We start from the raw sequence: 24,281 nt of genomic DNA on the forward strand, positions 1-24,281 counted from the left end.
CACACGGGCGCGTCAGCGCACGGCGACCGTGTCGCCGACGGCGACCGCACCGGACGTGACCACGCCCGCGTAGATTCCGATGCACGGCGCGGGTTTCGCGTCGGGAACATTCGGGACGAGATTGCGGGTCGTCACCGTTCGTAGCATGTCGCGCCGTGCGGGAATTTCTTGATGGTCGAGCGTGACCATCACACACCGGGCGGTGCGTGCCGTCGGGGTGATCACCGCGGCGCCGAGTGCGACGGGCCGCCCGAGCCAGCCGTCCTCGACGAACCCGGACCAACCGGCGGTGCCCACCACGATCTGTGGCCGGAAGCGTCGCACCGTCGACTCGACGGGGTCGCCGGTCCCGAGCGATTCGACAGCCGACGTCGAGATCAGATGCAGATGCGCCTCGTCGTAGGTGCGGTCGCGTGCTTCGAGTCGCACCTCGCGTCCGGTCAGGTCCGACAACAACGAGTCGACACGGTCGTCGTCACCGTGGACGACGGTGCCGCCCGGAAACGTCAGTTCGAGGGCGGCCCGGTCGCGGAGATCGGTGTCGTCGAGCAGACGTGCTCGGCAGGTCAGGAGCAGGCCGAAACGGCGGAACCGCTTCGCCGTGGCGACCGTTCCCGATTCGGCGTCCACGACAGCCCACAGGTGGTCGCCGCGCAGACCGTCCGCTTCGATCGTCGCGGTTCGGACCGGTTCGCCGCCGAACGACTTGACCGGATACCGCCACAGTTCTCTGATCTGCACGGAGAACCAGAGTACGGCGGTCGGGCGATAGGGTGGCCACCATGACTCACACCACACGACGCTGGGGTCTCACCGTTCCCCTCGACGGGATTCCGTTGGCGGACCAACGGCGCCTCATCGAGGAACTTCCGGACCTCGGCTACACGGATGTGTGGTCCTCGGAGTCGAGCGTCGCCGACGCGTTCACCCCGCTCGCGCTGGCCAGTGTGTGGGCGCCGAGCCTGCGCCTGGGCACCGCGATCGTGCCCGTCTACACCCGCGGCCCGGCGACCCTCGCGATGTCCGCGGCGTCGCTCGCGTCCGCCGCACCCGGCCGGTTCGTCCTCGGTGTGGGCACCTCGTCCGATGTGATCGTCGAGAAATGGAACGGTATCGCGTTCGACGAACCCTTCAAACGTGCCCGCGACACGGTCCGATTCCTGAAGTCCGCCCTCGCGGGCGAGAAGGTGAGTCGCGCGTACGACACGTTCAGCGTCGACGGGTTCCGCCCGGGACTCGTCGCCGACCCCGCGCCGCCGGTTCTGCTCGCCGCGTTGCGCCCGGGCATGCTCCGGCTGGCAGGGAAGGAAGCCGACGGTGCGATCGTCAACTGGCTCTCCGCCGACGACGTGCGCACCGTCGCCCCGTACGTACACGAGGGTGGCGACGGCAAGGAGATCGTCGCCCGCGTCTTCGTCCTGCACGGCGTCGATACCGACACCGCACGCGCGCTCGGCCGCCGCATGATCGCGTCCTATATGAACGTCCCGGTCTATCGCGCGTTCCACGAGTTCCTCGGCAGGACGGACGAATTCGCGGGCATGTGGCGATTGTGGGCAGCCGGCGACCGCAAGGGTGCGGTCGACGCGATTCCCGACAGTGTCGTCGACGCACTCGTGCTGCACGGACATCCGGATGCGTGCCGCGAACACATCGAGCGGTATCAGGACGCCGGGGTGACGACGCCGGCGATCGCACTGCTGGCCTCCGGCGATCCCGCGGATGCGATCCGCGCGCTGGCACCGCGTTGACGAGACGAGTGCAGACGAGACGATGGATCGCGAAGACTCGATGAATACCGAAGGCTCGATGGACGTCGTGGGTGAGGACTTCTCGGATGCGCGACTGGACGGTCAGGAGTGGGTGCACCGTACCTACACCGGCTGCACGTTCCGCGACGCTGATCTCAGCGGACTGAGAACCAACCACGTGGTGTTCACCGACTGCGACTTCACCGGCGCGGACCTGTCCGGCTCCCGGCACGCGGTCACCGCATTCCGGTCGTGCACGTTCACCCGAACAACATTGTGGAACAGCGAATTTCATGGATCAAGCCTGCTCGGGTCGACGTTCGAGCAATGCCGGATGCGTCCGGTGGTGTTCGACGAGGTGGATCTGACGCTCGCCTCCCTCGGTCGGGCCGACCTGCAAGGCGTCGACTTCACCGGCTGCCGGCTACGGGAGGCGAACCTCGTCGAGGCGGACCTGCGGGGCACGACCCTGCGCGACGTCGACCTGACGGGCGCACGGACCGTCGGCCTACGACTCGACGGCGCCGACCTGCGCGGCGCACACGTCGTTGCGGCGTTGTGGACGTCGGCGAAACTCGAGGGCGCCACGATCGACCTCACGCAGGCGGTCGCGATGGCCACCGCGCACGGGTTGATCGTCGAGCAGTGATCACGATTCGGTGACAGAGGTTAACGGCATTCGTCCGGCAGACGAATACTCGGGCAGACCGCATCGCAGGAGTGCCCATGTCCGAACAACCGAACGAATCCGCCCGTAGCGGGATCTCACATGTCACCGTGGTCGCCGACGACGGGGTGCCGCTGGCGACGACAATCGAAGGTCCGCCGGACGCCACACTCACCGTTGTTCTGGTCCACGGCCACTGCCAGGAGGCCGGCTGCTGGGACGACATCTGTGTCCGCGTGGTCCGACCCGATGTCCGCATCGTGCGATACGACCAACGGGGACACGGTCGTTCCGGATCGGGTGACGCCACCTCGATGACACTCGACGGGCTCGCCGCCGATCTCGACGCGGTGCTGCGCGCACTGGTACCCGCCGGACCGATCGTGCTCGCCGGGTATTCGATGGGCGGCATGGTGGCTATGGCATACGCACGGCTGCACCCGAACACGATCGGGACACGGATCGCCGGGGTGGTGCTCATCGCGACCGCCGCATCCGGACTCGCCGACTCCGGCATCGGCCGCTACCTGCGGCACCCGGGCGTCTCGATGCTGCACAGGGCCGTGTCCCGGGCACCCCGTGCAATGGAGATATCGAAACGGGCCGGCGGGCGGGTCTGCTCGCTCCTGGCCCGTGGACGAGGCGACGATTCGTGGCTGCGGATGGCGGGGCTGGCACTGTCGAGCGCCACATCGGCGGTGTCGTGGTCGCGTCTCCTCGCCGCGTTCGCGATCCTCGACGAATCCGCGGCGCTGGTCACTCTCGCGGGCGTGCCGGTCGTTGTCGCAGCGGGAACCGCGGACCGGTACATCCCCATCGCGCACTCGGAATCGATCATCGCACTGCTGCCGCACGCCGAGTTCGTGCGGATCGTGGGGGCGGGACATCGGGTCCTCACCGAATGCCCGGATCAGGTCGCGTCCGCACTGGGCCGGCTGCTGACCGCACTCCACGGGTGCGACGAGCTCCTGCAACGCAGTGCGGTCTGAAGGGCGCGGTCCGCTCACCGAAACAACGTATTGCCCGGTCTGCCGGTGTGGTGCGAGCGTGTTGCGATGACGCCGGAGCCGAGCACCGCCACCACTGCGATCACAAACCTGCTGTATCGCTATGCCGAGCACATGGACGCAGGCAGATTCGAGGATGCGGCGTCGCTGTTCGCGCATGCACGAGTGCGTATCGGCGGCGACCGCGAAGTGGTCGACTGTGCGGAACTGGCCGCGCTGTGGCGCACACGGGTGAAGATTCATCCGTGCGGCAAACCCCGCACCAAACATGTCGTCGCGAACCCGTTGCTCGACGTCGACGCTGCCGCCGGGCGGGCACTCTGCCGGTCCTACTACACCGTGTTGCAGGCGACAGCGGACCTGCCCCTGCAGGTGATTGCGTCCGGCCGCTACCTCGACGAGTTCGAACGAGTGAACGGGCAGTGGCGCTTCGCATTTCGCGACTACTCGCTGTTCGATGCGGCAGGGAACCTCGGTGAACATCTATACGGCACCACGCGCAGCCGCCCCGCCGACCGTGCGGACATCGCCGCCGTGGTCAACCGGTATTCCGATGCCCTCGACGACCGGGACTGGGTGCTGCTCGACGACTTCTTCACCGCCGACGCGGTAGCCCGCTACGGCAGTCCGGGTGCGACGCCGGTGACCGGCAGGCCCGCGATCGTCGCGTTGATCCGATCGCACCTCGACGGCTGCGGTCCGTCACAGCACTTGTTCGGAAATCATGTTGTCGAGGTAGACGGTGACGCCGCCTCGTCGACGTGCAAGGCGCGGGTGTGCCATTTCGGCGCGGGGGATCGGGCCTCGCTCGAGCCGTACGAGTGCTTCGGCGTCTATCGGCACACGTTGCGCCGAACCGACGCCGGCTGGCGGGTCGTCGACCTGCTGTTCGACGTGCGCCATGCCGTCGGCGATGCCCGCGTGCTGCAGTCGCGGTGACACGCGGACCGTTGTGGTGGTGCCCGCCGGGCACGTCGGGCAGGGTGGAGCCATGACCGAGACAACCTCCGCGCCCGTGCTCATCGCCGTCGACGACACCAGCGGAATCGGCGTCCTCACGCTGAATCGTCCGCGGCAGCGCAATCCGCTCTCCGTGAACACGATGCGGGAGGTGATCCTGGGTTTGCGGGCGTTGGCCGCGGACAGTCGGGTCATCGTGATCCGGGCGGACGGTCCGGTGTTCTCGGCGGGGCACGATCTGCGGGAGATGATCGGTCGCACCCTCGACGAGGAACGCGCGATCTTCGACGTGTGCAACGAGATGATGCGGACCGTGCAGTCGATCCCGCAGCCGGTCATCGCGTCGGTGCAGGGGCCTGCCGTCGCAGCGGGATGCCAACTCGTCGCCGCGTGTGATCTCGCGGTCGCGGCCGACAATGCGGTGTTCGGCACTCCGGGCGTGCGGATCGGCCTGTTCTGTTCGACGCCGATGGTTGCAGTGAGTCGCGCGGTCGGGCGGAAGCGCGCGCTGCAATTGCTGCTGACCGGCGACACGATCGACGCCGAGACGGCCGCTGACTGGGGGCTGGTCAATTTTGTGGTGCCGGCCGAGGAACTGGAGATCCGGACGACAGCGTTGGCGGCGAAGATCGTGTCGTCGTCGACAGCGACCCTGCGGATAGGTAAGGAAGCGTTCTACCGGCAGATCGATCTTCCGCAGGACGAGGCGTACGACGCGATGGCCGAGACGATGGCGGTGAACGCGATGATCTGCGATGCGCAGGAGGGAATGTCGGCGTTCGTCGAGAAGCGGTCGCCGGTCTGGCGGGACGAATAGTCGGTGCCTCGGCAGCGTGAGAGTGACCCTCGACCAATGGTTGGACGCCCGATAGCCTGACTTCCATGAGTCCCGATCCGCGCTCGAACACCGTCGACGGCGTCCTGCGCCGCTCCGCCGCCCGCCACCCCGACCGTGTCGCCCTGCGCTTCTCCGGCCGCACCTTCACCTATCGCGAACTCGACGACGCAATCACCCGCACCGCGACCCACCTGCGGTCCCTCGGGCTCGACCAGGGCGACCGCGTCGCCGGGTACGGCACCAACTCCGACGCCTACGTGCTCGGCTACCTCGGTGCCGCGCGCGCCGGACTCGTGCACGTGCCGATCAACTACGCACTGCGCGGTGACGAACTGAGCTATCTGCTCGGCCAGTCCGGAGCGAAAGCGGTGCTCGTCGATCCGCCGCTGCGCGCCAACCTCGACGCCGTGCTGGCCGACGTTCCCGCCGGGCATGTCGTGCCCCTGCGTGACGCCGACGACTCGCTGCTCGCCATCCTGTCCGCCCGCGACGCATCGGCGGCTGACGTACCCGACCTCGACGGCGCAGCATCGGGCGGCGACCTGGCGCAACTGCTCTACACGTCGGGCACCACGTCGAAGCCCAAGGGTGCCATGATGACTCACGGCGCGCTCGTCCACGAGTACACGTCGTCGATCGTCGCCCTCGACCTCGCCGCCGACGACAACCCACTGATCTGCATGCCGCTGTACCACTCGGCGGCCATGCACGTGTTCCTCATGCCGTACCTCGCCGTCGGCGCGACGATCACTCTGCTGCCGTCCCCGGATATCCCGGAGATCCTGCGGCTGGTCGAATCCGAGCGAATCGGATCGCTGTTCCTGGCGCCCACCGTGTGGGTGCCACTCGCGAACCACCCCGACCTCGACATCCGCGATCTGTCGTCCTTGCGCAAGGCCCAGTACGGCGCGTCGATCATGCCGGTGACGGTGCTGAACCGGCTGCGTGAACGCTACCCGGATCTCGGCTTCTACAACTGCTTCGGGCAGTCCGAGATCGGTCCGCTCGCGTGCGTGCTCGGCCCCGACGAACACGCCGATCGTCCGTACTCGTGCGGCCGCGCCGTGCTGTTCGTCGAGACCCGCGTCGTCGACGGTGACGGCAACGACGTTCCGGACGGCGAGTCGGGCGAGGTCCTGTACCGGTCGCCACAACTGTGCCTGGGTTACTGGGACAACCCCGAAGCGACTGCGGAAGCGTTCCGCGACGGCTGGTTCCACTCCGGTGACCTCGTCACCCGCGACGAACATGGGTACATCACCGTCGTCGACCGGATCAAGGACGTCATCAACACCGGCGGAATTCTCGTCGCTTCCCGTGAGATCGAGGACGCGCTGTACACGCACCCGGCGGTCGCCGAGGTCGCGGTGATCGGTACGCCCGACGAGAAGTGGATCGAAGCGGTCACCGCCGTCGTCGTGCTCAAAGACGGCCACGAGGCCTCCGAGTCCGAACTCATCGTGCATGTCAAGGAGCGCCTCGCACCGTTCAAGGTGCCAAAGATCATCCGCTTCGTCGACACGCTTCCGCGCAACCAGAGCGGCAAGCTGCTCAAGCGCGAACTGCGTTCGGTGTGAACATAGTTCGTTCGGTCGGACAGCACGGTCGGTCGCGGCCGTCGGGACGCAAGGGAATTCATCGTGAACAAGCATGTGCTGTCCTGGCACGACGACGAAGTCCACGCAGTGTCGGAACTGGCCGGAAAGTTCTTCGAACGTGAGGTGATGGCGCACGTGACGGCGACGAGTACGTGATCAACGGCTCGAAGACGTTCATCACCAACGGATCGTCGGCCGATGTGATCGTGCTGGTCGCCAAGACCGATCCGAAGGCCGGATCGAAGGGCATCTCGCTGCTCATCGTCGATCTGCGTGACTGCCCCGGATTCGCCGTCGGCCGAGTGCTCGACAAGGTCGGTCAGCACGGCGCGGACACCTCCGAACTGTCGTTCACCGACGTACGAGTTCCCGTGTCGAACCTGCTGGGTGACAGCGAAGGGCAGGGTTTCGCGCAACTCATGGCCCAACTCGTGCAGGAGCGTCTGATCATCGGCGCACAGGCGGCCGGGGCGATGCAGCGGGCCGTCGAGGAGACGGTGCGCTACACCAAGGCGCGGCAGGCGTTCGGGCAGACGCTGTTCGATTTTCAGAACACCGCGTTCGAACTCGCCGAATGCCGGACGATCGCACGCACCAGCAGGATTTTCCTCGACCACTGCATCGAGCAGCATCTGAAGGGGCAACTCGACCCGGCGGATGCGGCGATGGTCAAATACTGGCTGACCGACAAACAGTGTGAGGTCGTCGATCGTTGTGTCCAGTTGCACGGCGGCTACGGGTACATGCGCGAATACCTGATCGCACGGATGTACGAGGACGCGCGGGTACAGCGGATCTACGCCGGTGCCAACGAAGTGATGAAGATGCTCATCGCGCGGTCCCTGTAGTTCGGCGGGAACTGTCGCTTTGCGAGAGTCAGTGGTGGCGGTGATCGGTGATCGCGGTGCGGGGCCCCCGCCGGGGGACCCGCCCGTAGCCGCCGGTCTCCGCGATCAACCGGACCACCCGATAGCGATGTGGCCGTAGCGGTTCCAGAATCTCGACCATGCCCGCGTCGTCGAGTGGACGACCCAGCAGCGACCACCCGACAACCGACGACAGATGGAAGTCGCCGATCGAGAGCGCATCGGCATCACCGAACGCGCGCTGCGCGACCTCCGCGGCAGTCCAGACGCCGACTCCGGGCAGCGTTCGCAGAGCGTGCTGCGCCCGTTCGGGCGGTTCGGCGGCCAGACGTTCGAGGCTGTCGCCGAACTGGGCACAACGCACGACGGTGCGGCCGCGGCCGGGGTCGACGTTCGCCTGGTGGAACTCCCACGACGGGACTCGTCGCCACCTGTCGGCAGATGGGGGAACCGCCATGCCGCGCGGTGCCGGCCCCGGCGCAGGATCGCCGAACCGGGTCACCAGGCGGCGCCACGATGCGAACGCCGCGATGCCGTGCACGCGCTGCTCGAGGACCGCAGGCACGAGTGCTTCGAACACCCGGCCGGTACGCGGGATGCGCAGGCCCGGCAGTCGCCGGTGCGCGTCGGCCAACAGTGGATGCTCCGGTGCGAACCCGGATGCGTCGTCGTCGGCGCCGAGCAGTGCGGGCAGACCGGCCACGAGTTCCTCGGCGCCGGGACCCCACGCACGGCAGCGGGCACTCGCAGGGCCGTTCTGCTCGATGCGGTACGAGACCGGGCCGGTTCCCATTCTGGAGGTGCGCCAGACGACGTGTCCGTCGCGTCGGTGACACGGGTCATACGATCCGTGCTGCAACGGGCGTAGGGTCTGTGCGACGTCGACGGGCCACGGCAGTTCGATTCGAACGTCGAACGGGGTGGCTTCGCCGACGGATGCGGTCACCGGTTCACCGTACTCGCACGGATGCCGCATCGGTTTCCGCGGTGTCGGACGGAAAGGCTATGGTCTGCAACATGATCATCGTGAGCACCGACGGTTCCTGCCTGCGGAATCCCGGTGGCGCCATCGGGTGGGCCTGGGTCAACCACGAGGGTCCCAGTGCGTCCGGGGGTGAGCGGTCCGGAACGAACCAGATCGCCGAACTGCGCGCATTGCTCGAGGCGCTGCGTGCTCATCCCGGCTCCGAGCCGATGATCATCGAATCCGATTCGCAGTACGCCATCAAGTGCGCCTCGGAATGGCTGCCCGGCTGGAAGCGGAAAGGCTGGAAGACCTCCACCGGGTCACCGGTGAAGAATGTCGAACTCGTGCGGGCCATCGACCAGGAGATCGGGGTGCGGTCCGGACCGGTTCGCTTCCGTTGGGTCCGCGGTCACGTCGGCAATCACTTCAACGAGGTCGCCGACACCCTCGCCGGTGCCGCCGCGCGGGAAGCTGCGGCCCGTCCGGGACCGATCGAAGTGTCCGGGCCGGTGTCGAAGACAGCAAAGGCAACCACGCCGCACGGTACGGACGACCCGGAGCTGACCTTGTTCTGAAACCGCAGGTCCGCGCAGGAACGCAAGGTGCGTACTGTGCTGGTCGGCGAGTTGGGGTGCATCGTCCCGATAGAGTCGCGTCATGAACGAAGCGGAACGGATCGCGGGATTCCGGCAACGGCACGGACTCCCCGCGCTCATCGACGTGCACACCCACTTCATGCCCGCGAATGTTCTGGACAAGGTGTGGAAGTACTTCGACGCGGTCGGCCCCCTGGTCGGCCGTGCTTGGCCGATCACCTACCGACACGACGAGGACCGGCGAGTGGCGACGCTGCGGTCGTTCGGGGTCACCCGATTCACCTCGATGCTGTATCCGCATCGCCCGGAGATGGCGGCTTGGCTGAACGCCTGGTCCGCGCAGTTCGCCGCCCGCATCCCCGACTGTCTGCACACCGCCACGTTCTACCCGGAGGAAGGGGCCGCGCACTACGTGGCGGACGCGATCGGCCACGGTGCGCGGGTGTTCAAATCGCACGTTCAGGTCGGCGACTACGACCCGAACAACTCGCTGCTCGACCCGGTGTGGGGACTGCTCGCGGACGCGGGAGTACCGACGGTGATCCACTGCGGTTCCGGCCCGGCGCCGGGGAGATACACCGGCCCCGAGCCGATTTCGGCTCTCCTGCGGCGTTTTCCCGACCTTTCGTTGATCATCGCGCACATGGGGATGCCGGAATACGCAGAGTTCCTCGATCTCACCGAGGCGTACCCGCGTGTGTATCTGGATACGACGATGGCGTTCACCGACTTCGTCGAGGAGGGAGCGCCGTTTCCGGTGGATGCGCTACCGAGGCTGCACGAGTTGCGTTCGCGGATTCTGCTCGGGAGCGATTTCCCCAACATTCCGTACGGCTACGTGCACCAACTCGAGGCTCTCGAACGAGTGGCCCCGGATTCGGCCTGGCTACGTGCGGTCTGTCACGACAATGCCGCCGATCTGTTCGGGGTCGGGTAACAGGACGTCGTTCGGAGTGTGTCCTGGAGCGCTATTCACATTCGTCGCCGCACCCGCTACCGTGCAAGAATAAATTTCAGTGTGGTGGGAGACACAAGCTGCGGAGGTGGGTGTGACCGTCGTAGACCGGCCGGTCGGGTCGTCGACAATGTCGAAGCAGGACGAACCGCAATCGATGATCGCGCGGATGACGCGCATCCTCGACGCGTTCGACGGCGGCACCGCCCAACTGACCCTGGAGGACCTGGAGCTGCGCACCGGCCTACCTCGATCGACGGTCCACCGGATCCTCGACCAGCTCATCCGGCTCGAATGGGTCGATCGGGCACCCCTCGGATACCGACCCGGTCGGCGTAGCCGAGGAACGAACGTTGCTCCCGCTCACGACCGGATCCGCGCGGCGGCCGCTCCGGTGCTCCACCGACTCGCGCTGCAGACCGGCTGCGTCGCGCACCTCACCGTGCTCGACGGGCGAGACAGCGTCTATCTCGACAAAGTCGGCGGACGGCTGGCGACGGCGCTGCCGACCCGGGTCGGTGGTCGCAGGCCGGTGCACGCGAACGCCGGCGGCAAAGCGATGCTCACGTGGCTGGCACCCGAATCCGTCGACGGATTGTTCGCCGGCGGCCTGAGCGCGTGCACCGACCGGACGATCGCCGATCTCGGTGTCCTGCACAGCGAACTCGGCCGCATCCGCAAGCGTCGCGGGTTGGCGTTCGAGAGTGGTGAGTCGGTCACCGGAGTCGCGTGTGTCGGTGCGGCCGTGCGGGCGGCGGACGGTCCGGTGGCCGGCATTTCGTTGTGCGGCACCACCGAGGCCATCCGCCTCGACCGTGTCGGACCGCTCGTCGCCGCCGCCGCCCACCACATCACACGCGAGCTGTACCCGGGGACGGAACCCGACAGCCCGCCCCGTGCGCGGTTCCGGTAGCGCCCGCTACCACAACCGCGCGCAGGGCGGGGCGCTCAGACGGCCACGTCGCGACGCTGGATCTTCCCGGTCGCATTGCGGGGCAACAGGTCACGGGTGATCCGCCACTGGGTCGGCACCTTGTAGTAGGAGAGGCGTTCGGCGCAGAATTCGCGCAGGTCGTCTTCGCTCACGTCGTGGCCGGGCCGGAGCACCACCACCGCCGCGACCTGCTGCCCCAGATCGTTGTCGTCGACGCCGATGACTGCGCATTCGTGGACCGAGGGGTGCTCGTCGAGGCACTGCTCGACCTCGGTCGGGTACACGTTCTCACCGCCACGCAGGATCAGGTCCGAGCGTCGACCCGTCAGCCGCAACCGGCCGTCCTGCAGGACACCGTAGTCGCCGGTGCGGAGCCATCCACCGACCGTGATGGACGCGGCGGTCGCAGCGTCGTCCTTCCAATACCCGAGCATCACGAACGGACTGCGGACGCACACTTCACCTTCGGCGCCGTCGGCCACCGCTTCTCCGAACGGATCGCGGATCTCCACAGCGACGTTGAGGATCGGCCGGCCCAACGTGCCGGGGAACGCCTCGAGTTCTCCCGCGGTCGCGACCGCGATCGCGGTACTGCACTCGGTGAGCCCGTAGCTGTCCACGAGTGCCTGCTGCGCGAACGGGAACTTCTCGCGCAGACGCTGCTTGAACGCCGGCGACGACGGCGCCGACGCCAGAGCGAACGCGGTCAGTGACGACAGGTCGTAGCGATCGGTCCCCTCGTGGTCGAGCATCCGGGAGGCCATCGTCGGAACCGCACCCCAATTGGTGACTCGCTCACGTTCGATCAACCCGAAGACCTTGTCGACGTCGAACCCACCCTCGGTCATGACGACGGCACTGCCGGTGGCGAGGCGGGGGACCGTGAGATTGTGCAGGCTCGCGATGTGGAACAGCGGAGATGTCAATAGATAGCGGCTGTCGCTCGGCACCGCATCGTCGTAGGACCGACCGTACATCGTCGCGACCATCGCGTCCGAGAAGCGGTGGTAGTCGACGACGGCGAGCAGGTTGCGCTGCGAATGCAGTGCGCCCTTCGGGCGTCCGCTCGTTCCGCTGGTGAACAGGATGACCGCGGGATCGTCCTCGTCGACGTCGGCGGTGGGCAGTTCCGCACCGGCACCCGCGGCCACCAGGCGGGGCAGGTCCTCCTCGACGGTGAGCAGTGCGAATCCGGACACGTCGGCACGGGACAACAGCGCCGCACGTTTCGCGTCGGCCACGATCACGGTGGGCGTGACCATGTTCACGCCGTGCTCGATCTCCTTCGGTGTCCACCACGAATTGAGGCCGACGGCGATCGCACCCAGGCATTCCGCCGCCCAGAAGGTGATGACCCATTCGGGTGAGTTGGCGGCGAGAATCGCGACCCGGTCGCCCTTGCCGACGCCGTGTTCGTCCCGCAGTGCGGTCGCTACGGCCGCGACGGCGTCGGCATGCTCGGCGAACGAGATGTGCCGGTCCGCGGTCACCAGATAGTCACGGTCGCCCCAGGTCTTCGATGCGGCGACGAGATCACCGACGCGCCGACCGCGGTTGCGCATGACCGGCATGCGATTGCCGAGCACGTCGTCCTCGACGACCTCGAAGCGGCCGCCGGGCCCGGTGAGCTTCGAAACTACCTGCTGCAGAATCTGTTGGAGATCTGCTGGTGCTGTCATGGAGGCGCGCCTTTCCGGTTTCCGCCGAGTTCCCCGGCCTACATTTGGGCCACAACATCTCACGTCGTGATCCCGGTCGAAGTGAGTGATACCACTGATCGGGACGGTTATGTGTCCGGCATCACTTTTTAGTCTCGCTCACCGGGAATGGCCGAAGTCGGCAGCGTTGCGCTGGCTACCTTCGCGGCACCCGACATGCCCGATTCGATGTCTCGGCCCTCGCCCCTATCGAGAATTCGCCGAGACCAAGGAGTCCGTCAACGTGAAACTCAGCACTGCGTCAAAACTGGTGGCGGGACTGGCCGCCACCCTGGTGGTGACAACCGCCTGTTCCTCCGATCGGGAGGGTGATGCCGTCGTGTCCGCCGGGTCGCCCAGCGCCGCGGGGGAGGCGGCGCCGGCATCCGATTCGACGTTCGGAACACTCGAATCTCCTTGTGGGGAAGGAGATGCTACGGGCGCAACCGACCAGGGCATCACCGATACGGAAATCCGCATCGGCTACGGCGACGACCGGGGTTACACCAAGAGCCCCGGCTTGAACAGGGAAATGAGCGACGCCGTCGGCGCGATGATCGACTGGTGCAACGCACAGGGCGGAATCAACGGCAGACAGATCGTCGGCACCGACTACGACGCCGCGATGACCCAGGCGAACATGGTCATGCAGAACGCGTGCGCGTCGGAGTTCATGCTGGTCGGACACGGTTTCGCGATGGACCAGACCGCCGAACAGACCCGCGTCGCCTGCAACCTCGCCGCGGTACCCGGATTCACTGTCTCGCCGGATGCCGCAAACGGGCCCATGACATTCCAGGGCGTCCCGTTCCCGGTGGACTTCGCGAACGGATCGCAATGGTTCCAACTCGCCGAGATGTACCCGGACCTGGTCGACAAGTTCGATGTCGTGGACAGCACGATGCCGACCATCATTTCGTCGACCACGAAGATCCGTTCCATCGCCGCGGCCGCCGGTTTCACGCTGAAGAATTGCGGCGTCACCATCAACTACGAGGGTGAGTCCAGCTACGTACCGTTCGCCGAAAAGTTCAGGGAGTGCGGCGTCGAAGGGCTGTGGACGTCGCGATCGCCCGTCCCCGCGGAATTCAACTTCATCAAAGCACTCGACCAGGTCGGCATCGACCCGATCTTCATGGGTGAAGCCACCTGGTACGGCGATGCCGTGCGCACCTGGAACAGCGACACCGGTCTGCTCGACAACCTGCATTCCGGTATGACCTTCCAGATGCTCGAAAACGCGGATGCTGTACCCGCAGTGCAGAAGTACACCGAACTCGTCACCGAGAAGGGTGGCAAGACCGCCCTGCTGGGCATGCAGGCCACCTCGTCCTTCCTGCTGTGGGCGACCGCAGCGAAGGAATGCGGCTCCGATCTGACCCGCCAGTGCATGGTCGACGAACTGTCGCAGATCCACGAGTGGGACGGTGGCGGATTGCATGCGGTGACCGACCCGGGCGCCAACATGCCGGCGACCTGTGGCCTGGTCGTGACGCTGTCGGGTGCGGACTACACGCAGGCGTTCCCGTCGGAAGCGGGAAGCTTCAAGTGCGATGACCGCTACCTCGTCGCGACGGACCGCAGCACTTGGGGAACCGAACTCGGCCCCGACCGCATCTCGACCAAGTACCAGAATCCGAACATCATCAGGCCGGCCTCCTGATCCGATCGACCGACGCCGGCGATGCGGAGCGCATCGCCGGCGTCCTGGACAAGGGGTTTTCATGGATACCTTCCTGACCTTCACCATCGTGGGGTTGGTGCTCGGATCGGTCTACGCGATCGCCGCTTCGGGCCTCGTCCTCACCTACAACACGTCGGGCATCTTCAACTTCGCGCACGGCGCGCAGGCGATGCTGGGGGCGTTCGCCTACTGGCAGCTTCGCTACGGCTGGGGACTGCCCACCCCGGTCGCGCTCGTCATCACCCTCGGTGTCCTCGGCCCGCTGATGGGGCTGGCACTCTACGTCGGCATCATGCGTGGCATGCGGGACACGGCCGAAGTAACCAAAATCGTTGTCACGGTGTCGATCCTGCTCGGAATGCTCGCGGTGTCGCACTGGTTCTGGCATCCGGAAACCGCGCGCACGATGACGATGTTCTTCGGGGACCGCAACGGAATCGAAGTCTTCGGGGTCTCGATCCGATACCACGAGCTGATCTGTATCGCGGTGGCTGTCGCCGTCGCGGTCGGATTGCGGATCGTCTTCACCCGCACGCGTGCCGGAGTCGCGATGCGCGCGGTCGTCGACGACCCGGATCTGTTGCGGCTCAACGGACACGATCCAGACCGGCTCGCCGCGCTGTCCTGGGCGATGGGATCCACACTGGCGGTGCTGGCGGGCATCCTGGTCACACCGATCAACGGCGGAACGCTCGAAGCGAACATGTTGACGCTGTTGGTCATCGATGCCTTCGCGGCAGCGATGTTCGGTCGGCTGCGGAGCATCCCCCGCACCTTCGCAGGAGCACTGTTCCTCGGTCTGACCGCCACATACGTACTCGCCTACTTCCCGACCGCGTGGACGTGGACCTCCAACCTGCGGGTGTCGTTGCCGATGATCGCGCTGTTCGTGGTGCTCATCCTGCTGCCGCAGGACCGACTGCGGGGGGCTGTGACCCGCACCCGCGAGCGGTACCATGTGCCGTCGGTGCGCAAGGCCGTGGCGTGGGCGGTGGCGCTCGTCGTGATCGTGTACGCGATTCGGCTGCTGATGGTGACATCGGCCGTCACCACGCTGACGATCGGTATGTCGTTCGCGATCATCGCGCTGTCGCTGACCTTGCTGACCGGCTATGCCGGGGAGATGAATCTGGCGCCGGTATCGTTCGGTGCGATCACCACGATCGTCGCCTATCACTTCGGGATCACCGGGGCGGGACTGGCCGCTCACCTGAACCTGTGGGGAGTGGTCCTCGGTGTCGCCGCCGCGGCACTCGTCGGCGCTCTCATCGCGCTGCCGGCGCTACGACTGCGCGGACTGTATCTGGCGTTGGCGACGATGGCGTTCGGGGTGTTCCTGTCCAACATGGTTCTGCGCGACACCACCCGCCACGAACTGTTCGGTATCGAATTCTCGCTGTTCACCGACGGCAGTATCGCGATACCTCCGCTGCGGGTGGGCCCGCTCGACCTGAGCAACGACACGGTGTTCCTCATGACCGTGACCGTGCTGTTCGCCGTGCTCGGCGTGGCGATCATCGCGCTGCGGAACAGCGGATACGGACGGCGCCTGGCCGCGATGAAGGACAGCCCGGCGGCTTCGGCGATGCTGGGGCAGAGCCTGGTTCGACTCAAACTCGGCGTGTTCACCCTCTCGTCGGCGATCGCCGGACTCGGTGGCCTGTTCATGGCCAGCGCAATGGGATCGGTGTCCAGCGACAACTTCTCGATTCTGGTGAGCCTGTCGCTGCTCATGCTCACGGTGGTGGCCGGCATCGGCTACGTGTCGGGTGCGCTGTTCGGTGGCCTGATGTCGGGTATCGGATTCGCCGTCATCATGGTGTCGTTCTCGAATCTGGCATCGGCACAACCGGAACTGTCGGGAATGTGGACATTCCTCGGTCACGTTGCCGCAGTCAGTCCGGCGCTGATCGGTATCGGTGTCGCTGCCAACCCGAGTGGCACCGTCCATCAGGTGGTCGAGGGCTATCGCAGCCTGACCAACGCGAAGCCCGTACTCGCAGGTGGGGCGGCGATCGTGCTGGTGTCCTATGTTCTCGCCCTGGTCGGAGCGCTCGACAACTGGTGGTTCGCCTCGATTACCATCGCCACGGTCTTCCTGCTCCCGGTCGCCGGGCAGATGCTGATGCCAGAGGCGGTACTCGGCAAGGAGGAAGCGGAGCGTAAACGTCCTCTGGATCCCCACCGGGTGGGCGTCGACGAACCGTACGGTCCGGAAGTGCGTGACGAGATCGACCGGGAACTGGGCATTGCCGGGCAGTTGTCGTCGTCCGTCCGGCGTGAACAGGAGTTGATCTCTCATGGCTGACGTACAACTTCTCGAAACACGCGGAATCACTGTGCGTTTCGGTGGTCATACCGCAGTAGACGACGTGAGCATCGGCATTTCGGGCGGGACGGTCACCGGTCTGATCGGGCCGAACGGTGCCGGAAAGACGACGCTGTTCAACACGATCACCGGATTGCAGCGACCCACCTCCGGACAGGTGTTCCTCGACGGCAACGACGTCACCTCGTCGGCGCCGTTCAAGCGGGCGCAGTTGGGGCTGGCGCGAACGTTCCAGCGACTCGAACTCTTCGTGTCGCTGTCGGTCCGGGACAACTTGCGCGTCGCCGGTGACATTCACAATGCACATGCGAACGGCCGCAGTCACATCGATATCGAATCCGAGACCGAGCGACTGCTGGCGCTGACGGGGCTGGAAGACATCGCGGATCGCGATGTGTCGGACATCCCCACCGGGCGGGCTCGGGTGGTGGAGGTGGCGCGCGCGCTGATGACGGCACCTCGGATTCTGCTGCTGGACGAACCTGCATCCGGGCAAACCGAACAGGAAACCGAACAGTTCGCGGAACTGCTCGGTGAACTGGCCGCCGACGGACTGGCGATCTGCCTGGTCGAGCACGACATTCCGCTGGTGATGAAAATCTGCTCCACCATCCACGTCCTGGACTACGGAGCGGTGCTTGCGAGCGGACCGCCGGACGAGATCAAGAACGACCCGGCCGTGATCAACGCCTACATCGGCACCGAGGAGGAGGCCGTATGAGTACCGGACCGCTACTCGAACTGATAGGTGTCCGTGCGGGATACGGACCCATCGAGGTACTTCACGGTGTGGATCTCGAACTCGATCCCGGTGCGGTGGTGGCGCTGCTCGGACCCAACGGCGGCGGCAAGACCACGACGTTGAAGGTATGTTCCGGTATTCAGACCGCGACGTCGGGAGAATTCCGGCTCGCCGGGCGTGTCGTGAACGGTGTCTCCGCAGCGGACCTGGCCCGACTCGGGGTCTGCTCGATCCCTGAGGGTCGCGGCATCTTCCCCAACCTGACAGTCCGGGAAAACCTCTGGATCGCAACAGGTTCAGGCGCCACACTCGCCGAACTAGAAGAGGTGGCCTACACGAGGTTCCCGATACTCGGGCAGCGGAAAACCCAACTGGCAGGGTCGATGTCCGGTGGCGAACAGCAGATGCTCGCCCTGTCCCGGGCATTGGGAACCCGGCCCACGGTGCTGCTGCTCGACGAACTGTCGATGGGGCTGGCACCACGGATCGTCTCCCAGATCTACGACATCGTCGGTGAATTGGCGGCGGAAGGGCTGTCCATCCTCGTCGCCGAGCAGTTCGCCCGGGCAGTGCTTCCCATCGCCACCAGCGCGGCGCTCATGCTGCACGGACAGGTCGTGCGTACAGGCGATCCGGTGGACATCGAAGAAGAACTGTCAACCAGCTATCTAGGAGGATGAGGATGACCACTGTGGTCGACGAACGACGCGAACAATTCAAGAAGGACGTGGCCGCACTGGGGCTGGATACGAACAAGCCCGGATTCTCCGGCAAGGGCCGCATCGTCGGCCTGACGCTGATGATCGTCGCCGCGTTCGCCGCGTTCGCCGTGTACATCTCGTCACTGACACTGTCGGACCTACGAGATATCGCGTCGTATCAACTGCTGAGCCTCGGATTCGTCGCGATCACCTTGATCGGTGCGGCGGTATACATCGCGGCCGTCGTGTCGCGGGTGCTGAGCCTGTGGCTGGTACGGCAACTGCTCGAGAGCAATGCGCAGAGCGACAAGATCGCGGAGGCGCTCGCGCGGAGCACCGTCTGATCGGAAAGCCGTTCTCGCCGCGCAATTCCGTAGGCATCCGACGGAAGAGCAGAAGGCCCGCCCCCGGTCAATTCCGGGGGCGGGCCTTCCTGCATCGGTAAGCGGTCAGCGACCCGCCGCCTCGAGCCCCCTGCTGATATCGGCGAGAATATCGTCGATGTGCTCGATGCCGACCGCCAGGCGCACCAGACCCCGCGTGACACCGGCCGCGAGCTGCTCCTCGGCGGCCAACTGCGAATGAGTCGTGGACGCCGGATGGATGACCAGCGAACGCACATCACCGATGTTCGCGACGTGACTGTGCAGGGTCAACGCGTCGACGAACTTCTTGCCTGCGTCGACACCGCCCGACAATTCGAACACGACGATCGCACCCGCACCACGCGGCGTGAGCTGCCGGCCACGCTCGTACCACGGGGAGGACGGAAGACCGGCATAGGACACCGATTCGATCTCCGGCCGCGCATCCAGGAACTCGGCGACCCGCTGCGCATTGGCAACATGCCGCTCGATCCGCAACGACAACGTCTCCAAGCCCTGCGCGATGAGGAACGCATTGAACGGTGCAACAGCCGACCCGAGGTCACGCAGCAACTGCACGCGCGCCTTGAGCGCATAGGCAGGCGCACCCAGGTCGGCGAAGACGACGCCGTGATAGCTCGGATCGGGAGTCGTGAAATTGGCGTGGCGACCCTGCGTCCAGTCGAAGGTGCCGCCGTCGACGATCACACCGGCGATCGCCGTGCCGTGCCCACCGAGATACTTCGTCGCCGAATGCACGACGATGTCGGCGCCGTGCTCGAGTGGACGCAGCAGGTACGGCGTCGCGACCGTGTTGTCGACGATCAACGGAAGACCGTGTTCGTGCGCGAGTTCCGAAATGCCGGGGATATCGAGGATGTGGTTCTTCGGATTGGCGATCGTCTCGCCGTAGAACGCCTTCGTATTGGGACGGATCGCCGCGGCCCACTGGCCGAGATCGTCGGGATCCTCGACGAACGACACCTCGATACCCAGCTTGCGCAACGTGTAGTGCAGCAGATTGTAGGTGCCGCCATAGAGATACGGACTGGCCACGACATGGTCACCGGCCTCGGCGAGGTTCAAGATCGCGAACGTTTCAGCGGCCTGCCCCGACGACAGCAGCAGCGCGGCGACGCCACCTTCGAGCGCGGCGATGCGCTGCTCGACCGCATCCTGAGTGGGATTCATGATGCGGGTGTAGATGTTGCCGGGCTCGGCAAGCCCGAACAAAGCGGCAGCGTGATCGGTGCTGTCGAAGGTATAGCTGGTGGTCTGATAGATCGGCAGGGCACGGGCCTTGGTGTCGCCACCGGCCGGCTGGCCGACATGGATCTGCTTGGTTTCGAAACTCCAGTTCGCCGTGGGGTCGACGGCGTCGGGGGTGTTCTCACTCATGGGTGCTGCTCCGTACTGTTCGATACATCGGGGGAATTCGTGATGGTTCCTCGGTGGCCTACCGTCACCCGGCCGAATGGTGCGTACAGCGAGGGCCGGCACATCGGCCGGCGACACCACACGGAGAGGATGATCGGGTTGGGTCGCTCAGCGACCCGGACACCCGCAGGTACACAAGTACCGCGCACGGCGGCGCACCGACGGACCACCCGTCAGGCATACTCGCGTGTTGCTCACGGACCCGACAATAACCGGTCACCGTGGTCCCGACCAGTGTTGACGACACGATGCGCAGGGACAGAGGACACACCCGCACACCATGCGATGAACGACAGACTCACCACGCCGTGTCATGGAATCCCACTCGTGTCGGTGAGCCGTGGTACCTCTTATGGGCTCCGGTTACATCCCCCGTCGCTTCGCTCGCCCCGGCTACAACTCCCGTCGCTTCGCTCGCCTGGTCCACGGGCGGGCCCGTTGGAACGGATCCATTTCGTGCCCTACCCCGAACAGCACCCCGGTGACGATTCCACCTACGACCCGTACGCCGAGTACCGGGAAACCAAACCGGTCCACCGTCAGCATCGGATGGAGCCGCGTCCACCGGACGGGCAGGGGTTCGGCTACCCGCCGCAGCCGACATACGGTTCGCCTGCCACGCCCGAGCAGGTGGCGGCGCAGCAGGCCGAGCAGGAGCGGATGCGTCAATGGGGGCAGTGGCAGGACGACGTTCGGCGTCAAGCGTGGGCGGACGCCCAGCGCCATGCCGCCGCCCAGTACACACACCCCCAGTACACACACCCCCAATACAACGGTCCGGTCCAGCAGGTGGTGGTGACCAACACCGTGCGAGCGGGAGGTGGTTGCCCACATCTGCTGCACTTCGTTCTCACCGCCGTGACATGCGGAATCTGGTTGCCCGTCTGGATCATTCACGCGATCGTCGACGCCTGTCGCTGATAGAGCGAATATCCCTGTGCAGCAGTGTTATTCGAGGGCGGCTGCGCGTCCTTCGAGGTCAGAGCAGATGGACCTTCTTGTACAGGATCTTCGACGGTCCACCGACCAGTCCGACGCTGTCGAGGAACGTCATGAGCTTGGCGCCGGACTTGCGGACCCGGTCGTGGTAGTGCGTGTTGGCTTTCGCTTCGGCGACCGCGCGGTCGCGGTCCAAGCCTGCATTGGCGTAGACATCCTCGCGGATCATGCTTTTGACCACGAAGTACACCGTCACGGCCGTATTGATCCGTTCGGCCTGCAGGCGTAGCCGGCTTGCGCCGGTCAGTCGCCGCGCGACCTCTTCGCGGGCGAACCGGATGTGTCGGGCTTCCTCGAGCACATGGATCTTGCTGACCGTACGGGTGACCGGTTGTACGCGCTCGTCGCGCATGAAGTCGCGCTGCATCATGTCGAGGATTTCTTCGGCGGCCATGACGCTGGCATAGGCGTTGGCGCCGCGGAAGAATCCGCCCCACAACCGGCCGAGGCGGTGAATATACGGCGCAGGTCCGTAGCCGGGCATGCCGAGGCGCTCGCCGGCGCGGGCGAACATCACCGAATGGCGGCATTCGTCGGCTACTTCGGTCAGTGCGAACTGCACGTGCCGGGAGTGCTTGTTTCGGTTGTAGACATCGCGCAGCAGCATCTGCATGAGCAGGATCTCGAACCACAGTCCGACGCTGGAGACGCTCGCGGCCTCGTGCTTCGTCAGTTCGATCCGCTGCTCGTCGGTCATCTCGTCCCACAGTGCCGTGCCGTACAGCGTGCTCCACTCCGGGGTCATGCCGTATTTGTCGTCGGGGATCGGCGCCTCCCAGTCGACCTCGATCATCGGGTCGTACGACATGCGGGCGGCCGATGCGAGCAGTCGCCGGGCCGTGTCCTCGCGATCGGACAGAGCCACGTTCGGCACGAAACCCTCGGTCGTGGCATTCCGGGGGTTCGTGAGCGATGCGGTCATATTCTCACCCTTAGTGTGACGGAAAGTAACGGTTACCTGAAGTTTACAGTGAGGGTCGTCACGGCACAACGGGCTGTACGCGATCGTCGAAGTGGAGACACCTGCGAGAACGGGCCGCCGATCCGTCGAAAGGTTGATTTTTTGCTCGTGTGCGGCGATTCGGTATGCCGCACCACCACGTTGCTGCTGAGATCGAGTCCGGGGTACGTCCGCGATCCCTCACCGACCGGCGGGAGGCAGCAATGGCGTTGGAAGTCGACACCGCGGCGCGGGCGGATCGGCGGGACTGGATCGGATTGGGGGTGCTCGCCGCCGGCCTGTCGATGATCGTCGTCGACGGCACCATCGTCGGTGTCGCCCTGCCGGTCATCATCACCGACCTCGATATGGACCTGACCGACGCGCAGTGGGTCAACAGCGTCTATTCCGTCGTGTTCGCTGCGCTGCTCCTGACCGCTGGCCGCCTCGGCGACCGACTCGGTCGACGGAAGATGTTCATCGCGGGTGTACTGGTGTTCATGCTCGGCAGCGTGCTGGCCGCTCTCGCCGGGAGCGCGACCGCGCTGATCGCGGCCCGCGTCGTGCAGGGTGTCGGTGGCGCGTTCGTGCTGCCGACGACCCTGTCCAGTGTCAACGCGACCTTCCGGGGCAAGGACCGGGTGATCGCCTTCGCCGTGTGGGGCGCGGTGATCTCCGGGATGGCGGCGGTCGGGCCGCTGCTCGGCGGCTGGCTGACGACCTACTTCACCTGGCCGTGGATTTTCGTCGTCAATATTCCGATCGGGGTCGCGGTGCTGGTCGGTGCGGTGCTGACCGTCCAGGAAACCCGCGCGACGATCACCGTGCCGGGTCTCGACGTCGACGGCCTGCTGCTCAGCGTCATCGGATTCGGCGGCATCATCTTCGCACTCATCGAAGGTCAGAGCCTCGGCTGGTGGGCACCGATCGCCGAGTTCAGTGTTTTCGGGTTGACATGGCCGGCGGACGCGCCGGTGTCGGTCGTCCCGGTCGTCGCCGCGATCGGCGTGATCGCACTCGTACTGTTCGTGGTCTGGGAGCGGCACCGGGCGGTCGGCAGCCATCGCTCGGCGATCCTCGACCTGAGTCTGTTCAGGTTGCCTACCTTCAGTTGGGGAAACGCGACCGCTGTGGCCGTCGCGATCGGCGAGTTCGGTCTCCTGCTGGTGCTGCCACTGTTCCTCGTCAACGCACTCGGACTCACCACGATGAGCGCAGGCCTCGTCCTCGCGGCCATGGCCTTGGGCGCGTTCGCGTCCGGTGCCGCGGCACGACACCTGGCGGCGGCGATGGGGCCGACCCGAGTCGTGATTCTCGGGCTGGCGATCGAGGCGGTCGGGGTCGCGGTGGTCGCGACGTTCGTCTCGTCGACCGTCTCACCGTGGCTGCTGGCTGCACTGCTCGCCGGGTACGGGGTGGGGCTGGGGTTGGCGTCAGCTCAACTGACCGGAACCGTGCTGGTCGACGTCCCGCCGGAGAAGTCCGGGGAGGGGTCGGCAACACAGAGCACGTTTCGTCAGTTGGGGTCCGCCCTGGGATCTGCGATCGTCGGTGCGGTGCTGTCCGTGACGCTGGCACACACCCTCGCGGCCCAACTGGAGACCGCGCCCGTGCCCGCACCGGTGCAAGAACAGTTGGTGACCGCGACCCGTGATTCGGCGGGCGGCACCATCAGCGGGCTGCGAGAACAGGGGGAGAGCGGGAATCTCGGACCCGAGGGGCCGGCGGTGACCACCGCGCTCGCCGAGGGGTTCGGTGACGCGACCCGCATCTCGCTGTTCGCCGCGTCCGGGTTTCTCGCGCTCGGGCTGGTGAGTGCGACGGCGCTGCATATCCGCACCCGTCGGGAATAGGCCGGATCGCGACGGCTGGACCTGCGCATCGGACCGCGGGCACAATCGACGGAACCGAACCAGTTGGAGGATCGTCGCCATGTGTTATTCCGTCACCTGTCCCGCGTGCGGCAAGACCGGCTGGGAGGGATGTGGCCAGCACGTCGACGACGTCATGCGTGAGATTCCCGTCGCCGACCGATGCTCGTGCGCCGCCCGGTGACCGCCGCGTAGGACCGGACGCACCAGCATCAGTCCGGTGCGGTGCCGTCGGTGATCCGGGGGCGCCGCGGAGACACGAACGCCGCGGCCACGGCCCCGACCGCGAGGATCGCGGCGATCGTCCACGCCGCCTGTTGCATTCCGTCGAGGAACGCCGACCGGGCCAGATCCGCCAACTCGTCGCCGCGCGGCCC

At 66.1% G+C, this 24,281-nt stretch carries 21 protein-coding genes and 1 pseudogene; 17 read left to right on the forward strand and 5 right to left on the reverse strand.

Going from position 1 to position 24,281, the window contains the following annotated elements:
• Positions 1-12: 12 nt before the first annotated feature.
• Positions 13-741: an MOSC domain-containing protein gene (locus tag WAX14_RS22255; protein ID WP_422630217.1), complete on the reverse strand. Its 729-nt coding sequence runs from the start codon at positions 739-741 to the stop codon at positions 13-15.
• Positions 742-782: 41 nt separating this feature from the next.
• On the opposite strand from WAX14_RS22255, the gene WAX14_RS22260 reads away from it, so the two are divergent.
• The 7 genes and pseudogenes from WAX14_RS22260 to WAX14_RS22290 form a co-directional block, all read left to right on the forward strand.
• Complete coding sequence (locus WAX14_RS22260; protein ID WP_422630218.1) at positions 783-1,751, forward strand: LLM class F420-dependent oxidoreductase; 969 nt, start codon at positions 783-785, stop codon at positions 1,749-1,751.
• Positions 1,752-1,791: 40 nt separating this feature from the next.
• Complete coding sequence (locus tag WAX14_RS22265; RefSeq protein WP_422630219.1) at positions 1,792-2,400, forward strand: pentapeptide repeat-containing protein; 609 nt, start codon at positions 1,792-1,794, stop codon at positions 2,398-2,400.
• A 77-nt stretch (positions 2,401-2,477) separates the two neighbouring features.
• Positions 2,478-3,407: an alpha/beta fold hydrolase gene (locus WAX14_RS22270; protein WP_422630220.1), complete on the forward strand. Its 930-nt coding sequence runs from the start codon at positions 2,478-2,480 to the stop codon at positions 3,405-3,407.
• Positions 3,408-3,473: 66 nt separating this feature from the next.
• Positions 3,474-4,364, forward strand: coding sequence for a nuclear transport factor 2 family protein (locus tag WAX14_RS22275; RefSeq protein WP_422630221.1), 891 nt, complete (start codon positions 3,474-3,476; stop codon positions 4,362-4,364).
• Positions 4,365-4,416: 52 nt separating this feature from the next.
• On the forward strand, positions 4,417-5,202 hold the full coding sequence (locus tag WAX14_RS22280) for an enoyl-CoA hydratase (RefSeq protein ID WP_422630222.1): 786 nt from the start codon (positions 4,417-4,419) through the stop codon (positions 5,200-5,202).
• Positions 5,203-5,267: 65 nt separating this feature from the next.
• On the forward strand, positions 5,268-6,800 hold the full coding sequence (locus WAX14_RS22285) for an acyl-CoA synthetase (RefSeq protein ID WP_422630223.1): 1,533 nt from the start codon (positions 5,268-5,270) through the stop codon (positions 6,798-6,800).
• Positions 6,801-6,955: 155 nt separating this feature from the next.
• A pseudogene (locus WAX14_RS22290) lies at positions 6,956-7,669 on the forward strand (acyl-CoA dehydrogenase family protein); the annotation flags it as partial.
• A gap of 28 nt (positions 7,670-7,697) precedes the next feature.
• Here the strand turns inward: WAX14_RS22290 and WAX14_RS22295 are convergent.
• A complete protein-coding gene (locus WAX14_RS22295; protein WP_422630224.1) occupies positions 7,698-8,663 on the reverse strand; it encodes a DNA-3-methyladenine glycosylase family protein in 966 nt (321 codons plus the stop codon).
• A gap of 41 nt (positions 8,664-8,704) precedes the next feature.
• Between WAX14_RS22295 and WAX14_RS22300 the strand changes: the two genes are divergently transcribed.
• The 3 genes from WAX14_RS22300 (at position 8,705) to WAX14_RS22310 (ending at position 11,118) form a co-directional block, all read left to right on the forward strand.
• Positions 8,705-9,229, forward strand: a complete 525-nt coding sequence (locus tag WAX14_RS22300; protein ID WP_422630225.1) for a ribonuclease H family protein — start codon at positions 8,705-8,707, stop codon at positions 9,227-9,229.
• Positions 9,230-9,311: 82 nt separating this feature from the next.
• Entirely contained in the window at positions 9,312-10,187 is an 876-nt protein-coding gene (locus tag WAX14_RS22305; RefSeq protein ID WP_422630226.1) for an amidohydrolase family protein, read from the forward strand.
• A 112-nt stretch (positions 10,188-10,299) separates the two neighbouring features.
• A complete protein-coding gene (locus WAX14_RS22310) occupies positions 10,300-11,118 on the forward strand; it encodes an IclR family transcriptional regulator (RefSeq protein WP_422630227.1) in 819 nt (272 codons plus the stop codon).
• Between the two features lie 35 nt (positions 11,119-11,153).
• On the opposite strand, the gene WAX14_RS22315 is transcribed toward WAX14_RS22310, so the two are convergent.
• Positions 11,154-12,818 (reverse strand): class I adenylate-forming enzyme family protein, encoded by a 1,665-nt coding sequence (locus WAX14_RS22315; RefSeq protein WP_422630228.1) that lies wholly within the window; start codon positions 12,816-12,818, stop codon positions 11,154-11,156.
• Between the two features lie 262 nt (positions 12,819-13,080).
• On the opposite strand from WAX14_RS22315, the gene WAX14_RS22320 reads away from it, so the two are divergent.
• The 5 genes from WAX14_RS22320 to WAX14_RS22340 all read left to right on the forward strand — a co-directional run bounded on the left by WAX14_RS22320 (position 13,081) and on the right by WAX14_RS22340 (position 18,636).
• Entirely contained in the window at positions 13,081-14,499 is a 1,419-nt protein-coding gene (locus WAX14_RS22320; protein WP_422630229.1) for an ABC transporter substrate-binding protein, read from the forward strand.
• A 61-nt stretch (positions 14,500-14,560) separates the two neighbouring features.
• Complete coding sequence (locus WAX14_RS22325; RefSeq protein WP_422630230.1) at positions 14,561-16,828, forward strand: ABC transporter permease; 2,268 nt, start codon at positions 14,561-14,563, stop codon at positions 16,826-16,828.
• Positions 16,821-17,570 (forward strand): ABC transporter ATP-binding protein, encoded by a 750-nt coding sequence (locus tag WAX14_RS22330; protein ID WP_422630231.1) that lies wholly within the window; start codon positions 16,821-16,823, stop codon positions 17,568-17,570. Before WAX14_RS22325 ends, WAX14_RS22330 begins: the two co-directional genes overlap by 8 nt.
• On the forward strand, positions 17,567-18,271 hold the full coding sequence (locus tag WAX14_RS22335) for an ABC transporter ATP-binding protein (protein WP_422630232.1): 705 nt from the start codon (positions 17,567-17,569) through the stop codon (positions 18,269-18,271). Before WAX14_RS22330 ends, WAX14_RS22335 begins: the two co-directional genes overlap by 4 nt.
• Positions 18,268-18,636 carry a hypothetical protein gene (locus WAX14_RS22340; protein ID WP_422630233.1) on the forward strand — a complete coding sequence of 123 codons (369 nt, stop codon included), beginning with the start codon at positions 18,268-18,270 and terminating at the stop codon, positions 18,634-18,636. Before WAX14_RS22335 ends, WAX14_RS22340 begins: the two co-directional genes overlap by 4 nt.
• A gap of 105 nt (positions 18,637-18,741) precedes the next feature.
• Here WAX14_RS22340 and WAX14_RS22345 read toward each other — a convergent pair whose 3' ends face one another.
• Positions 18,742-20,055, reverse strand: coding sequence for a bifunctional o-acetylhomoserine/o-acetylserine sulfhydrylase (locus tag WAX14_RS22345; RefSeq protein ID WP_422630234.1), 1,314 nt, complete (start codon positions 20,053-20,055; stop codon positions 18,742-18,744).
• Positions 20,056-20,550: 495 nt separating this feature from the next.
• On the opposite strand from WAX14_RS22345, the gene WAX14_RS22350 reads away from it, so the two are divergent.
• Entirely contained in the window at positions 20,551-21,015 is a 465-nt protein-coding gene (locus WAX14_RS22350; RefSeq protein ID WP_422630235.1) for a hypothetical protein, read from the forward strand.
• Positions 21,016-21,073: 58 nt separating this feature from the next.
• Here WAX14_RS22350 and WAX14_RS22355 read toward each other — a convergent pair whose 3' ends face one another.
• Positions 21,074-22,015 (reverse strand): AurF N-oxygenase family protein, encoded by a 942-nt coding sequence (locus WAX14_RS22355; RefSeq protein WP_422630236.1) that lies wholly within the window; start codon positions 22,013-22,015, stop codon positions 21,074-21,076.
• 242 nt (positions 22,016-22,257) lie between these two features.
• On the opposite strand from WAX14_RS22355, the gene WAX14_RS22360 reads away from it, so the two are divergent.
• The gene (locus WAX14_RS22360; protein WP_422630237.1) at positions 22,258-23,886 is read left to right on the forward strand and encodes an MFS transporter; all 1,629 of its coding nucleotides are present in this window, start codon (positions 22,258-22,260) and stop codon (positions 23,884-23,886) included.
• The last annotated feature ends 395 nt before the right edge of the window (positions 23,887-24,281 follow it).

The sequence above is a fragment of the Rhodococcus sp. (in: high G+C Gram-positive bacteria) genome, assembly GCF_049299235.1.
Taxonomy (GTDB): domain Bacteria; phylum Actinomycetota; class Actinomycetes; order Mycobacteriales; family Mycobacteriaceae; genus Rhodococcus.